This is a genomic window from Sediminibacterium sp., from assembly GCF_019264485.1.
Lineage (GTDB): Bacteria > Bacteroidota > Bacteroidia > Chitinophagales > Chitinophagaceae > Sediminibacterium.
The window spans coordinates 77757-91821 of record NZ_JAHVAA010000012.1 but is presented as its reverse complement, the minus strand read 5'-3'; the positions used below and the strand labels follow the sequence as shown (position 1 = coordinate 91821).

At 41.5% G+C, this 14065-nt stretch carries 13 protein-coding genes; 9 read left to right on the top strand and 4 right to left on the bottom strand.

The window, feature by feature from the left end; genetic code table 11:
* The first annotated feature begins 7 nt into the window (after positions 1-7).
* The 3 genes from ltaE to KXJ59_RS10015 are packed head-to-tail and all read left to right on the top strand — an operon-like array spanning position 8 to position 3223.
* Positions 8-1021: a low-specificity L-threonine aldolase gene (gene ltaE, locus KXJ59_RS10025; protein ID WP_295204058.1), complete on the top strand. Its 1014-nt coding sequence runs from the start codon at positions 8-10 to the stop codon at positions 1019-1021.
* Positions 1022-1074: 53 nt separating this feature from the next.
* Entirely contained in the window at positions 1075-2733 is a 1659-nt protein-coding gene (gene pgi / locus KXJ59_RS10020; protein WP_295204056.1) for a glucose-6-phosphate isomerase, read from the top strand.
* A 1-nt stretch (position 2734) separates the two neighbouring features.
* Positions 2735-3223, top strand: coding sequence for a GNAT family N-acetyltransferase (locus KXJ59_RS10015; RefSeq protein WP_295204054.1), 489 nt, complete (start codon positions 2735-2737; stop codon positions 3221-3223).
* Between the two features lie 123 nt (positions 3224-3346).
* Here the strand turns inward: KXJ59_RS10015 and KXJ59_RS10010 are convergent, their stop codons facing one another.
* On the bottom strand, positions 3347-3811 hold the full coding sequence (locus tag KXJ59_RS10010; protein ID WP_295204052.1) for a DUF3276 family protein: 465 nt from the start codon (positions 3809-3811) through the stop codon (positions 3347-3349).
* Positions 3812-4009: 198 nt separating this feature from the next.
* Complete coding sequence (locus KXJ59_RS10005; RefSeq protein ID WP_295204049.1) at positions 4010-5947, bottom strand: ABC transporter ATP-binding protein; 1938 nt, start codon at positions 5945-5947, stop codon at positions 4010-4012.
* 96 nt (positions 5948-6043) lie between these two features.
* Between KXJ59_RS10005 and KXJ59_RS10000 the strand changes: the two genes are divergently transcribed.
* The 3 genes from KXJ59_RS10000 to secDF all read left to right on the top strand — a co-directional run bounded on the left by KXJ59_RS10000 (position 6044) and on the right by secDF (position 10260).
* Positions 6044-6370, top strand: coding sequence for a hypothetical protein (locus tag KXJ59_RS10000; RefSeq protein WP_295204047.1), 327 nt, complete (start codon positions 6044-6046; stop codon positions 6368-6370).
* Between the two features lie 137 nt (positions 6371-6507).
* Entirely contained in the window at positions 6508-6972 is a 465-nt protein-coding gene (locus KXJ59_RS09995; RefSeq protein WP_295204045.1) for an FKBP-type peptidyl-prolyl cis-trans isomerase, read from the top strand.
* A gap of 207 nt (positions 6973-7179) precedes the next feature.
* Positions 7180-10260, top strand: a complete 3081-nt coding sequence (secDF, locus tag KXJ59_RS09990) for a protein translocase subunit SecDF (RefSeq protein ID WP_295204043.1) — start codon at positions 7180-7182, stop codon at positions 10258-10260.
* A 71-nt stretch (positions 10261-10331) separates the two neighbouring features.
* Here secDF and KXJ59_RS09985 read toward each other — a convergent pair whose 3' ends face one another.
* Both KXJ59_RS09985 and KXJ59_RS09980 read right to left on the bottom strand, forming a co-directional pair.
* Entirely contained in the window at positions 10332-10676 is a 345-nt protein-coding gene (locus KXJ59_RS09985; protein ID WP_295204041.1) for an iron-sulfur cluster assembly accessory protein, read from the bottom strand.
* A gap of 85 nt (positions 10677-10761) precedes the next feature.
* Positions 10762-11079 (bottom strand): hypothetical protein, encoded by a 318-nt coding sequence (locus KXJ59_RS09980; protein ID WP_295204039.1) that lies wholly within the window; start codon positions 11077-11079, stop codon positions 10762-10764.
* 223 nt (positions 11080-11302) lie between these two features.
* Between KXJ59_RS09980 and KXJ59_RS09975 the strand changes: the two genes are divergently transcribed.
* From KXJ59_RS09975 to KXJ59_RS09965, 3 genes are all read left to right on the top strand, one after another.
* Positions 11303-11806 carry a hypothetical protein gene (locus KXJ59_RS09975; RefSeq protein ID WP_295204037.1) on the top strand — a complete coding sequence of 168 codons (504 nt, stop codon included), beginning with the start codon at positions 11303-11305 and terminating at the stop codon, positions 11804-11806.
* A gap of 104 nt (positions 11807-11910) precedes the next feature.
* Positions 11911-13464: a methylmalonyl-CoA mutase family protein gene (locus tag KXJ59_RS09970; protein WP_295204035.1), complete on the top strand. Its 1554-nt coding sequence runs from the start codon at positions 11911-11913 to the stop codon at positions 13462-13464.
* 7 nt (positions 13465-13471) lie between these two features.
* Entirely contained in the window at positions 13472-14023 is a 552-nt protein-coding gene (locus KXJ59_RS09965; RefSeq protein WP_295204033.1) for a GNAT family N-acetyltransferase, read from the top strand.
* Positions 14024-14065 lie beyond the last annotated feature (42 nt).

The window sequence follows — 14065 nt, the reverse complement described above, 5'->3', positions numbered from 1 at the left end:
AAACCTTATGATTGATTTTCGGAGCGACACTGTTACAAGACCTACCCCGGGTATGTTAGAAGCCATGTTTTCGGCACCTGTTGGTGATGATGTTTTTAGCGAAGACCCAACGGTTAACCAACTGGAAAAATTATCTGCTTCGCTTTTTGGTAAAGAAGCTGCACTGTTTTGTCCAAGCGGTACCATGACCAACCAGATTGCCATTAAATGCCATACCCAACCCGGTGATGAAGTGATCTGCGATCACCTCTCGCATGTGTACCAGTATGAAGGTGGTGGTATTGCTTTTAATTCAGGTTGTTCTGTTCGCCTCCTGCATGGCGATCGTGGGAGAATAACTGCGGAGCAGGTTTTGTCAGCCATCAACCCGGATGATGTTCACAAACCAGTAAGTACATTGGTATCACTGGAAAATACGGCTAACAGAGGTGGTGGCAGTTGTTATCATTTCAGTGATATTGAATCTATTAAAGAAGTTTGCTTAAAAAATAATTTGAAACTCCACCTCGACGGTGCGCGTTTATTCAATGCCCTGGTGGCAAAAAATGAAACCTGTAAGCAATATGGAGAAGTGTTTGATACCATTTCCATTTGTTTAAGCAAGGGTTTGGGCGCGCCGGTGGGAAGTGTATTGATTGGTCCGGGAGATTTTATCCGAAAAGCAAGGCGTTACCGTAAGGTATTTGGTGGTGGTATGCGACAGGCGGGATTTATTGCTGCAGCAGGTTTATATGCATTGGAGCACCAGGTAGCCAGATTGAAAGAAGACCATGAGCACGCGCAAATACTGGCCGATGCACTAAAAGAAAAAGATTTTGTGGGAGAAATCCTCCCTGTTGAAACCAATATCATTATTTTTGAGGTCAAGGGACGCTTTACAGCCCCCGATCTGGTTACCATTCTCCAACGATCCAATATTCTTGCCATAGCCATATCTCCTATCCAGATCAGGCTGGTGGTGCATTTGGATATTACTCCTGCCAAAATTCAGGACACCCTAAATGTTTTGAAAGCCCTTTAGAACGGTTGTAGTAGAAGCCAGGATTAAATGAAATAAAAAGAGCAAGCAAGCACATGTTACCGAAGATTAACCCTACGAATACCCAGGCATGGTTCCTGTTACAGAAACATTATGAGGAAGAAATGAACCGCCGGCATATGCGGGATCTGTTTGCCGCAGAACCTGACCGGTTTAAAAAATTCTCCATCCGCTTAGGTGATATTCTGTTTGACTATTCTAAAAATATCATCAACCAGAAAACCCTGCAGCTCTTATTACAGTTAGCAGAAGACTGTAAATTAAAAGAAGCCATTCATGAAATGTTTGCAGGTATTAAAATCAACGAAACAGAACAACGTTCTGTATTACATACAGCCCTGCGTAATTTTTCTGATACCCCGATCCTGGTAGATGGCAAAGACATTATGCCCCATGTGCAGCGTGTGCAGGCACATATGAAAGCATTTTGTGAAGAAGTACATTCCGGAAAACACAAAGGATACACCGGGAAAAAAATCCGCTTTATCGTCAATATTGGTATTGGTGGCAGCGATCTTGGTCCCGTAATGGTTACCGAAGCCCTCAGACCTTTCTGGAAAAAAGGGATCGACACTTTTTTTGTGAGCAATATTGATGGTACACATATCAGTGAGGTATTAAAGCTGGTTCGGCCGGAGGAAACTTTATTCCTGGTTGCATCCAAAACCTTTACCACACAGGAAACCATGACCAATGCCCATACGGCCCGTGAATGGTTTCTTGAAAAAGCAGTGGATGAAAAACATATTGCCAAACATTTTGTGGCACTCAGTACCAACGAAAAAGAAGTAACGGCATTTGGTATTGATAAGAAAAATATGTTTGAATTCTGGGATTGGGTGGGCGGTCGTTATTCGTTGTGGAGTGCTATTGGCTTGTCGATTGCCTTAACCATTGGCTACGATCATTTTGAACAATTATTAAAGGGAGCATCTGCTTCGGATGAACATTTCAGGAAAGAAAAATTTGATAAGAATATTCCTGTACTGATGGCATTGCTTGGTATCTGGTACACCAACTTTTTTGGTGCACAAAGCGAAGCCATTCTTCCCTACGACCAATACCTGCACCGTTTTGCAGCTTATTTTCAGCAAGGAAATATGGAGAGTAATGGTAAAAGCATCGACAGAAGCGGAAACCCTGTGAATTACAGTACCGGCCCTGTTATATGGGGTGAGCCGGGTACAAACGGGCAACATGCTTTTTACCAGTTATTACACCAGGGTACCCCATTGGTACCCAGCGATTTTATTGCACCCGCTATCAGTCATAACCCCATCGGCGACCATCACCAGAAATTATTGTCTAATTTCTTTGCACAAACAGAAGCGCTGATGAATGGCAAGTCGGAGAATGAAGTGAAAATTGAACTGATGAAGGAAGATAAAAGTCAGGAGGATATTAAGAAGCTATCGCCCTTTAAAATATTTGATGGTAATAAACCAACCAATTCTATCCTGGTTAAAGAAATCAATCCCTTTAACCTGGGAAAACTCATTGCTTTGTATGAGCATAAAATATTTGTACAGGGTGTTATCTGGAATATATTCAGTTTTGATCAGTGGGGTGTTGAACTGGGTAAACAATTAGCCAATCGGGTATTACCTGAATTGTCTTCTGAAGCCGATATCAGTTCACACGACAGTTCTACCAACGGATTGATCAATGCCTATAAACAATTCAGAAAAGGATAAGATGGAAGGGATTATTGTGCGACATATTGAACCCCGTGATAATGCGGCAATGGCCCTGATTATCAGAAATGCACTTTCAGAATTTGGTGCCAATAAACCGGGTACTGTTTATTACGACGATAGTACCGATCATTTGTATGAATTATTCCTCGCAGCGCCACTGAGTGAATATTTTGTAGCAGAAAAAGACGGTGTTTTAATTGGCGGAGCAGGTATTTACCCTACCGACGCTTTGCCTGCAGGTACTTGTGAACTGGTAAAAATGTACCTCTCTCCTGCTGCCCGTGGTTTAGGACTTGGAAGGTCTATGATTAACAGGTGTATGGAAGCTGCGAAAGCAAAAGGCTTTCAGCAGATTTACCTCGAAACCATGCCTGAGTTAAAGAAGGCAGTCAGTGTCTATGAAAAATTTGGCTTTACCTATCTCCCCGGCCCCATGGGCAACAGCGGGCATAATGGATGTGATATCTGGATGATTAGAAAATTATAAAGAAGGAATAAGAAATCAGAAAGTGAAGACAGGATACATACTTTCTGATTTCCTATTTCATGTTCCTTATTACTTATTAAAAAAGCCGGTCAAAAGACCGGCTTTTACAGTTGGTTTTGGTTGTTACCATTTGTCTACTTCTTCTGAAGCAGTGGTTGATGCAGCAGCAGCATCGGTTATTGGAGTTGGCGCAACAGCTACCGGAGCAGCAATTACTTCTTCTTCTACCGTTTCGGTTTCAGTTTCAGCGGCAGCTACAAAGCTGTCGGTCTGACCTTCACCACCCTCTGCATCATCGTATTCATGGTTGAATGCGTCGAAATCGAAATCGGGCATTAAATCTGTCTTCACATAATCAATCGCTTCTCCCAATGCCTTGATAAACTTATTAAAATCTTCTTTGTACAGGAAAATTTTGTGTCTGTCGTAGCCATTGTTATCAAAACGCTTACGGCTCTCTGTAATAGTGAGGTAATAATCATTACCACGAGTAGCTCTTACATCAAAAAAATAGGTTCTTCTTTTCCCAGCCCTGATTCGCTTGCTGTAAACACTTTCCATTTTCTTGTCGTTGTTCTCGTACGCCACAGTTGTTGTTTTTTGGTTTTCTGATTTTATGCCTGACAAATATAGGGATGTTTCGGAATTACCAAAATTTTCTGAAAACTAAATGAAAGAAGGGAGTATCAGGCTACAAGCTGCAAGGCACAAGACTTTGGCAGGTTATGATATTTAGAGGTATTCCTCAGATTTTTAAAAACGTTGAATAATAAAGGAATCCTTTGTTTATTGGTCGGTCAGTAGCTGTTCTTTCTGAGCGTCTTCCTTTATATCTGTTAACTGAAGTCTGTACAGTTCTGCATAATACCCATTCTTTATCATCAGTTCATCATGGGTACCTGTTTCACTTAGTTTACCATTATCGAGTACAATAATCTTATCGAATTTGAAGCTGGAAAAAATTCGGTGTGTAATGATGATGGCTGTTTTATCGTGCAGGAACCGATAAAGATTACTGATGATTTCGAATTCAGTTTTGGCATCCACTGCACTCAAACAGTCGTCGAACACTATGATCTCCGGGTTTTTAATGAGGGCCCTTGCAATCGATATCCTTTGTTTTTGTCCGCCACTTAAAGTAACACCCCTCTCACCTATCATCGTGTCGTAGCCTTTGCTGAATTTAAGTATTTCCTTGTGAACACTTGCAAAACCGGCAGCTTCTTCCACCATAGCTGTTGTGGCGGGCTCTGGTAATCCAAAGCCAATATTGTCTTTTACACTATCGCTGAACAGGAATACATCCTGCTGTACATAACTGATCTGCGATCTTAGTATATGTAAGGGCATTTGCTGTATGGGCATTCCGCCGATTGCTATAGTACCATCGGTAGGATTATAGAAACGAAGCAGTAATTGCGCCAATGTACTTTTCCCGCTTCCTGTTTTTCCCAATACCAATACCTTCTCTCCTTTCCGGATAGTTAAATCAAGATCGCGGATGGCCTGTATGCCTGTATGCGGGTAGGTAAAGGAAACTTTATTAAAGACGATATCTCCGCTCACTTTTTCTTCCTTAATCCCCTCTTCGTCTCTGATAACAGGTTGAGTCTGTAAAAACTCATTCAGCCTTTTCTGTGAAGCGGCAGCACGTTGAATCATACTGGCTGTCCAGCCAATGGCACTCACAGGAAAAGTGAGCATGTTAATATAAATCACAAATTCAACCACCAAACCCACCCTTGTAGGGTCTGCTAAGGCTTGCATACCCCCTACAAAAATGGTAACCAGTGTACTCAGTCCAATCATGAGTGCCATGCTGGGAAAGTAAATAGCTTCCACTTTGGCCAAACTAATAGCATTTTTCTTATAGGATTCGCTATTTTTCTCAAAAAAGCCCATCATTGCCTTCTCCTGTACAAAAGATTTGATCACCCTGATACCGGAATATGATTCCTGGGCATTGGTGGTAAGGTTGGAGAGTAAAGCCTGTATTCGCTCGCTTTTTCTGTTGATAATACTATTCACCCAGTAAATAGTAATGGCCAATATGGGCAGAGGAGCCAATACATATAAAGTAAGCATGGCATCTTTCCGTAACATATTAACCACACAAAAACCAATCAGACTGATGAGGTTAATGAGGTACATGACTGCGGGTCCGGTATACATTCTTACACGGCTTACATCTTCTGTCATCCTGCTCATCAGATCGCCGGTACTATGTGTTTTATAAAAACCGGTATCGAGTAACTGATAATGATTAAAAATTTCATTTTTCTGATCGTATTCAATATGCCTGCTCATGACGATAATGGTCTGTCGCATAAAAAACATAAGAATACCTCTCAGAACGGCTAATACTAATATGGTGATGCTGCAAACAGCTACCAGCCAGGTAAAACTGAATTGTGCATGACTTACCCATTGTATAAATGCGGTAACCAGTCCGTCATTAACCGGTCTGCCACTGGCTGCTTTTGCACCCGGTAGTTGTTGCTGTACAGCGTTCACCACATAGCCAGTGATCTGCGGGGCCAGTACGGCAATATAGTTGGAGAGTAATACAAAAAAAATACCCAGGAAGAACCGATGCCTGTATTTCCAGAAATATTTATTGACTGAGGAAAGTTGCTTCACTAATATGGCCGATTTAGCCACGAAATTAAAGCCCTGTTTCCATGTATCGCCCGATTTGTTATAAATGGATGTTAGCGCTATCATAAAACGCAAAAGATAAAGACTGCTTATTGGGGAATAGTTACCTTTTATCCAAACAGCATTCATGTAATATTTACATAGCTCACTTACATTTGCGGCATGTTAACCAAGGAAGAAGAAGCTTTTATTCAGTTCTGGGAAAAAAACAGTGTACAGCAAAAGCACAGTACCCGACCCTTTATGATCGGTTTATCGGCCGGTTTTGTACTGGGCATCAGTCTGATTGCCGTGGTTTTTTCAGGCTGGTATGAAAGGGCCAATATGGTGGCCAATTCCAGACTCAGTTCTGTGGTCTTTTTACTGGCCATACTGGGTATTTCCTTTTTTATGGCTTTTATGTACCGTAAGTTTCGCTGGGAAACCAATGAACAGCGTTACCGGGAATTGCTGGCCAGAAAAAAATCACATGAAAAAAATAACAGATAAGCAGCCCCACGGGCTAAAAAATGGTCTAATACGCAAACAGATGAATTTATCCATGAAATGAGCCAAGACAAATGTTGAAATAATGAACAATATTTATCGGCGAATTCCATGTGGCCAAAATCAATGAAAATAAACACATGAAAAGAACCTTGTTATTAGTGAGTGTTGTAGTTTCTTCCCTTTTCCTTTCCTGTGGCAAACAGGAATCAGGTTGTCAGCCCAAAACTCCGGCATCGGAGAAAGTTGATATGATAGCGTATTGTACGGCTAATGGTATTAATTATACGGAACACTCCAGTGGTATTCTCTACCAGATTATCACCCAGGGTTCTGGCATGACTCCAACAGTGAATAATACAGTATCTACTGTTTATACAGGTAAATTATTAAATGGTACAACTTTCGATGCTACAGCCAACCCCATCAGTTTTTCGCTTGGTGGCGTAATTGAAGGCTGGAAGATTGGCATCCCCCTGATCCAGAAAGGTGGTCGTATATTAATGGTCATCCCGTCTGCTTTGGCATATAGCTGTACGGGATCGGGTTCCATCCCGCCCAATAGCCCCTTGTTTTTTGATGTAACACTGACAGATGTTAAATAAACCGGTTCCGTATCAATGCCGGGGCTTTTTTATAACATCTGTGCATAAGACAGGGTAAACAGGCTATTACAACTTGCGCCAAAGCTTGTCTGACAAGTGTTTACCCCTTTTTTCAATCCCCAAAAGCCAAACTTGGCGGAACTGGTAAATTTCATTACCATTCCCCTATCTTTGCCGCTCTAAAATTTTTTGTAAACCCTTACTAATATGCAACTGAAAGGTTTAGTGCGATTTTTTGCGATTGCCCTGATTTTAATCTGCCTCTACCAGTTATCTTTTACCTGGTTTGTTCGCAGCCATGAGAAAGCCATGGATGAAAAGGCCCAGGCCTGGATCTTACGCTTCCCTAAACCGGAAGAGAAATATCCAGGTAACAAAGAACTCCAGGCCATTTATGCCGATAGTCTTGCCGAAGTAAAGAAAGACCGTCTACAGCGTTTACTGGATAGTACCAAGGAAACCAAACTGGCTTTTGGATTAACTACTTACCGCAGCGCTAAAGAAAAAGAGCTGATGCTGGGTCTTGACCTGCAGGGCGGTATGAGTGTAACCATGGAAGTAGGACTCGATGGTCTGATCAAATCACTGGCCAATTATAGTAAGGATGCTGTATTCAACAAAGCACTTGAAGCTGCCGTGGCCCGTAAAGCCAACAGTGGTGCCGATCTGATTACACTTTTCCGTGAAGAATACAAGAAACTGAATCCATCCGGTAACCTGGCTCCATTCTTTGCCACCCGTAGTGGCGGTAAAGTAAAGTTTGATGCCTCCGATGATGCAGTAGGTAATTACCTGAAAGAACAGGCTACTGCTGCTTTCAACAATACTTTCCGTATTCTCCGTACACGTATCGACCGTTTTGGTGTTGCTTCTCCTACCATCAACCCTGATCCTGCCAAAGGCATTATCAATATTGAACTGGCAGGTGTAAACGATAAAGAACGCGTAAGATCTTATTTGCAGTCAACCGCCAACCTCCAGTTCTTTGAAGTGTATACTTTCGAGAGCCGCGATTTACAGGAAGGATTGGTAGCTGCCGACAAAGCTGTTCAGGATTACCTGAATGGTACACAGCCAACAGATACAAGTGCTGCTGCAGCTTCAGTAACTACTGCTGCAACAGATGCAACAGATACTACTAAAACAGCGACTCTTTCAGGTATCAATAAAAGCGGTACCACAGCGGCTAAAACCACTGTTCCGAAAGACAGTCTGAACCAGAATCCGATTGCACGACTGATTCAGTTTTCACAGCCTTATGCCGATCAGGCTTCAGGAAGAACCATCTTCCCTGCTGCACTGGGTTATATACAATCTAAAGACACTGGTACTTTAAACGATTACCTGAAACTTGATTTTGTAAAAGCTAAATTCCCTTCTAACCTCGCATTCATGTATGGCAAAACAGAATCTTCTGATGCCAGTATGAAAGAGATACTTGCTTTTTATGCCATCAAGACCCTCGATAATGGTCAGGCTGAACTGGAAGGTGATCATATTTCAAGTGCTTCACAGGATTTTGATGAGCGTGGTCGTATTGCCATCAAAATGAATATGGATAAAGTAGGTAGCAATATCTGGGCTAAGATGACCACCCGTAATGTGGGCAAACCCATTGCTATTGTACTGGATAATTTTGTGTATTCCGCTCCCAATGTAAACGATCCGATTACAACCGGTAATTCACAAATCAGCGGTAGCTATACCCTCAAAGAAGCACAGGATCTTTCTGAGATTCTTGAAAGCGGTAAACTGCCTGCTCCTGCCAAGATTGTACAGGAACAGCAGGTAGGTCCTACCCTGGGTAGTGAGTCTGTAAAAGGCGGTGCTTTATCATTTGGTATTTCATTCCTTGTCATATTCATCCTGATGCTGGTATACTTCAATACCGGTGGTTGGGTGGCCAATATTGCCCTTATCCTTAACCTGTTGTTCACCATCGGTATCCTGAGTGCATTAGGTTTTACTTTAACTGCACCCGGTATTGCCGGTCTGGTATTAACGATTGGTATGGCGGTAGATACCAACGTAATCATCTTTGAACGTATCAAGGAAGAGCTCACAAAAGGTAAAGGCTACCAGGCAGCCGTGAATGATGGATATAAGCGTTCATTGGCACCTGTACTGGATGGTCACATCACGACCTTGCTTACAGCCATTATCCTGGCCTATTTTGGTCTTGGCCCTGTATTAGGTTTTGCTACCACACAGATCATTGGTATTTTATTATCATTGTTCTGCGGTATCCTTGTATCTCGTCTGATTACCGACTGGTACACCAATAAAAACCGTCACTTCGATTACTTTACGGATCTTTCTAAGAAAATATTCCAGAAAGCTGCATTCAGATTTATTGAATACAGAAAAGTGGCTTATGTAATTTCTGCCATCATTTTTTTACTGGGTATCTCTACTTTCTTTAACGGATTTGATCAGGGTGTTGAATTCTCAGGTGGTCGCAGTTATACCATCAAGTTCGACAAACCGGTAAATGTAGAAGAAGTACGTGACCAGCTGAAAGTAACATTTGGCGAATCTCCGATCATCAAAACCGTAAACAGCAATAGCCAGTTAAATATTACCACTTCATATAAAATTAAAGAAACAGGTAATACGGTTGATGCAGAAGTAGAGCAGAAATTGTTTTCGGGTTTACAGAAACAATTACCTGCCGGACTTTCTTTCCGTGATTTTGAAACCAAATACAAACAGAGTTCACAAACGGTATTGCCCACGATCTCTGATGACCTGAAAGCGGGTGCTACGAAAGCTACCATCCTTGCAGTGCTGGTGATCTGTTTATATATCTTCATCCGTTTCCGCGACTGGAGATATTCACTGGGTACGATTTTCTCGCTGATGCACGACGTTTTTGTAACCTTGATCGTGTTTAGCTATGCCCGTAATTTTGTTCCGTTCCCGCTTGAAATTGACCAGCACTTTATTGCTGCGATACTTACGGTAATTGGTTTCTCCATGAACGATACGGTGATTGTGTATGACCGTATTCGTGAAGACAGTACATTGCTCAGAGGTCAAAGCAATAGTTTCATTATCAATAAAGCGATCAATGAAACATTGAGCCGTACCATCATGACATCAGTAACCGTATTCCTCACCTTATTGATCCTCTTCTTTTTTGGCGGTGAAGTAACAAGAGGTTTTGCTTTTGCAATGTTAATTGGTGTATTCACCGGTTCTTACTCATCGATCTTTGTAGCTGCACCCATCCTGGTAGATTTTGCAAAAAATAAACCATTGGGGAAATCAGCTGACGATAAAAAATAAATAGTCACAATCCGACATAAAAAAACTCCTGAATTTATTCAGGAGTTTTTTTTATGCAAAAGTTTAAAAAATTAAACGGCAAAAGAAGTACCGCAACCACAGGTTTTACTGGCATTGGGATTACTAAATGTAAAACCCCTGCTATTGAGTCCGCCCTGCCAGTCTACTTCCATTCCGTAGAGGTATAATTGGTGACTCTTGTTCATGATACAGGGTATTCCTTCAATATTAAAACGTTCATCTTCTTCTGTTGGCTGATCAAACCCTAAAATATAGGTCATACCGCTGCAGCCACCGCCTTTAACACCTACACGGAGCAACTGCGACTGATCGAATCCTTCTTCAGCCATCAGTCTGCGGATTTCATTGATGGCCCCTTCTGTTAAACTCACGGGGGTACTGGTAATTGTACTCATACATCTGTTTTATCCATACAAATCTACGAATGATTTGAATATTGACTCTTTACCCGGGTTTCGATACCCGGAAAACAACTGCACCCTATTTTTTCTGCCTGAAAATTAATACGACTCTGTTATATGAATCAATGGCGTCATCTCTCTCTCTGCCGGGTTTGCTGGCAATATGACTTGTTTCATAAAACTTAAGCTCCCATCCCAATTGATAAAAATAATTAATGGCTCTGATTGGGGTTAATAATTGTACAAAATTTCCCGAACTATCAACAAGTTGATCATGGTATACATTATCTACCTCAATTTTAAAGTTTAAATAAAAGCTTGCACCATAGATGCCCCCTCTTGCTTCATCGTAGGATACTATTATATGGTTGTAAGTGGATAATTTGCCTATAGACATAGGTATTTTTGACTTTTCCTGGCCATAAGAACTGCTTATCAAACAGCATCCGTATAAAAAGATTTGTAAAAGATATTTCATGGTATTTTTTCGAAATAGCTGCAAACTTTCAACCAAAACAATCGGTTTGATTAACTGGCTGGTTAAATACTTGTTAAACACAGCAGTATATCCTGGGGTATGAGAAAGTATTTCTGCATTACATTTGTCAAAATATAGTTTAATGTTAGATACAACGATGTTGTTAACAGTGGTTATTGGTTTGATGATTGCGGGATTTGCAGGCTATCTTTTCTACCTGCAAAGAAAAAACCAGCGGGAAGAAAACCAGGATCAAAAGGGTTCTGTACAACTCAGGTTACAGGCTTATGAGCGACTTGCCCTGCTCACCGACCGTATTGCTTTACCCAACCTGATCAGCCGTTTAGGGAATCCGGATGTATCGGCCAGTGAAATGCAATTTTTACTGAGCAAGCACATTAAAGATGAGTTTGACTATAATATTTCACAGCAGATTTATGTTTCACCTGAAGTATGGAACGCCATCCGTAACCTGAAAGAACACAATTTGTCAATTATACACCAGGTAGGTTCAACTGTTTCCAGTCTGGCCCCTGCTTCCACCCTCAATCGCGCCATACTGGAATACCTTATGCAGGATCCTAAATCGGGCCTCCATGAAATAGTGAGTGAAGCATTAAGTTATGAAGCTAAAAAAATATTGTAATGAATGAGTGGTTAGTAGTGAGTAGTCAGTAGTGAGCAGTGAGTAATAAAAACTCACTATTCACTATTCACTGCTCACTACTCACTGCTATAAATTTCCTTGCCATGAAAAAAATAACCACCGACAGCGGAATAGAAATAAAACAGGTATATCATCCTTCCGATTATACTGTTTCATCTACAGAGAACCCCGGAGAATTTCCTTATACAAGGGGTGTACAGCCAGATATGTATCGGGGCAAATTATGGACGATGAGACAGTATGCCGGTTTCTCTACGGCAGAAGAAAGTAATAAACGGTATCATTATTTATTGTCGCAGGGGGTAATGGGTTTGAGTGTGGCATTTGACCTGCCCACACAAATTGGTTACGATAGTGATCATGCTTTGGCGGAAGGTGAAGTAGGAAAAGTAGGCGTTGCTATTGACAGCCTGGAAGACATGGAAACCCTGTTTAAGGGTATTCAGTTAGAACAGGTAAGTACATCGATGACCATCAATGCAACTGGTTTTATTTTGCTGGCTTTTTATGTGGCTTTGGCCAAAAAGCAGGGTGCTGATCTGAAAAAAATCAGTGGCACCATTCAGAATGATATTTTAAAAGAGTATGCTGCAAGGGGTACTTATATCTATCCCCCAAAACCTTCGATGCGGATTATTACTGATATTTTTGAATGGTGCAGTAAAGAACTACCCAAATGGAATACGATTTCTATTTCGGGTTATCATATCCGTGAAGCGGGCAGTACAGCGGTTCAGGAAATTGCATTTACACTCAGTAATGGCAAAGCCTATGTAAAGGCCGCCATGGAAAAGGGACTTGATATTAATGTATTCGGTAAGCGACTTTCTTTTTTCTTCAATGCACATAATAACCTGTTTGAAGAAGTGGCCAAGTTTCGTGCAGCCCGTCGAATGTGGGCGCAGATGATGAAGGAACTGGGTGCTACTGATGAAAAAGCCATGATGTTGCGCTTTCATACACAAACTGGTGGTGCTACACTAACCGCTCAGCAACCCCTGAATAATATTTGTCGTGTTACCATTCAAACATTATCCGCTGTATTGGGTGGCACACAAAGTCTGCATACAAACGGATACGATGAAGCATTAAGTCTGCCTACAGAAGAAGCCGCACGTATTGCATTGAGAACACAACAGATTGTGGCATTTGAAAGTGGTGTACCCGATACGGTGGATCCGCTGGCAGGAAGTTATTTTATTGAGAACCTGACCAATGAAGTAGAACAAAAAGCATTGCAACTGGTACAAAAAATAGATGCCATGGGTGGCAGTGTAAGTGCCATTGAAGAAGGATTTATGCAGGATGAAATTGCCAGAAGTGCTTATGAATACCAGCGTAATATTGAAAGTGGCGAAAAAATTATTGTAGGTGTTAACAAATTTCAGGTAACTGAACCCAATACTACACCTGTATTTAAAATTGATGACAGCATACGACAGATACAGTCAGATAAACTGAAAGTACTCAAGGAAAAAAGGAACAAGGAACAAGTAGATACCGCTCTTGCGGCCATCAGTAAAGCAGCAACTACAGGAGAGAACCTGATGCCCTTGGTGATTGATGCCGTTGAGCAATATGCTACATTAGGAGAAATTGCAGATACTTTAAGGGAAGTGTTTGGAGAATATCAATAGCCATAAGATGTATAGTATAGAACTTGTCAGTACCCCGGTACAGCTTCAGCAAATAGCAAAGCTCTCTTCTGTTAATTTACGATCAGTGGTTAATGAAGAGACAAAACTTGACCAGGGTTTTCTCACCTGGGAATATACACCTGAGTTATTGGAAGCAATGCATGCATTTGCGCCAAGTATAATTGCAATGTATAAGAATGAAGTTGTTGGTTATGCACTTGTTGCCACCCATGCCATGTCGGAAGTACATAAAGAGATGAAAGTGATGCTTGATAACCTTTCGGCGCTCTCCTATCTCGGTCGCCCGATAAATGATTACCGGTATTACATGATGGGACAAATCTGCATCGCCAAAGAACACCGGGGTAAGGGTTTATTTGAAAAATTATACCAGCATCACAGAAGCAGCTACGGTCGTCAATACGATATTCTCCTGACAGAAGTCTCCACATCCAATCACCGTTCTATGCGGGCACATGAAAAAGCAGGTTTCAAAACCATACATACATATCATGATCATATGGATGAATGGAATGTAGTGGTTTGGGATTGGAGATAATTTGGAAATGAAGACAGGAGCTTTTGCTACGCAAAAGAGTGT

Coding starts and splice junctions, on each gene's coding strand:
- ltaE (WP_295204058.1), top strand. CDS start 8: ATGATTGATTTTCGGAGCGACACTGTTACAAGACCTACCCCGGGTATG.
- pgi (WP_295204056.1), top strand. CDS start 1,075: ATGTTACCGAAGATTAACCCTACGAATACCCAGGCATGGTTCCTGTTA.
- KXJ59_RS10015 (WP_295204054.1), top strand. CDS start 2,735: ATGGAAGGGATTATTGTGCGACATATTGAACCCCGTGATAATGCGGCA.
- KXJ59_RS10005 (WP_295204049.1), bottom strand. CDS start 5,947: ATGATAGCGCTAACATCCATTTATAACAAATCGGGCGATACATGGAAA.
- KXJ59_RS10000 (WP_295204047.1), top strand. CDS start 6,044: ATGTTAACCAAGGAAGAAGAAGCTTTTATTCAGTTCTGGGAAAAAAAC.
- KXJ59_RS09995 (WP_295204045.1), top strand. CDS start 6,508: ATGAAAAGAACCTTGTTATTAGTGAGTGTTGTAGTTTCTTCCCTTTTC.
- secDF (WP_295204043.1), top strand. CDS start 7,180: ATGCAACTGAAAGGTTTAGTGCGATTTTTTGCGATTGCCCTGATTTTA.
- KXJ59_RS09985 (WP_295204041.1), bottom strand. CDS start 10,676: ATGAGTACAATTACCAGTACCCCCGTGAGTTTAACAGAAGGGGCCATC.
- KXJ59_RS09980 (WP_295204039.1), bottom strand. CDS start 11,079: ATGTCTATAGGCAAATTATCCACTTACAACCATATAATAGTATCCTAC.
- KXJ59_RS09975 (WP_295204037.1), top strand. CDS start 11,303: ATGTTAGATACAACGATGTTGTTAACAGTGGTTATTGGTTTGATGATT.
- KXJ59_RS09970 (WP_295204035.1), top strand. CDS start 11,911: ATGAAAAAAATAACCACCGACAGCGGAATAGAAATAAAACAGGTATAT.
- KXJ59_RS09965 (WP_295204033.1), top strand. CDS start 13,472: ATGTATAGTATAGAACTTGTCAGTACCCCGGTACAGCTTCAGCAAATA.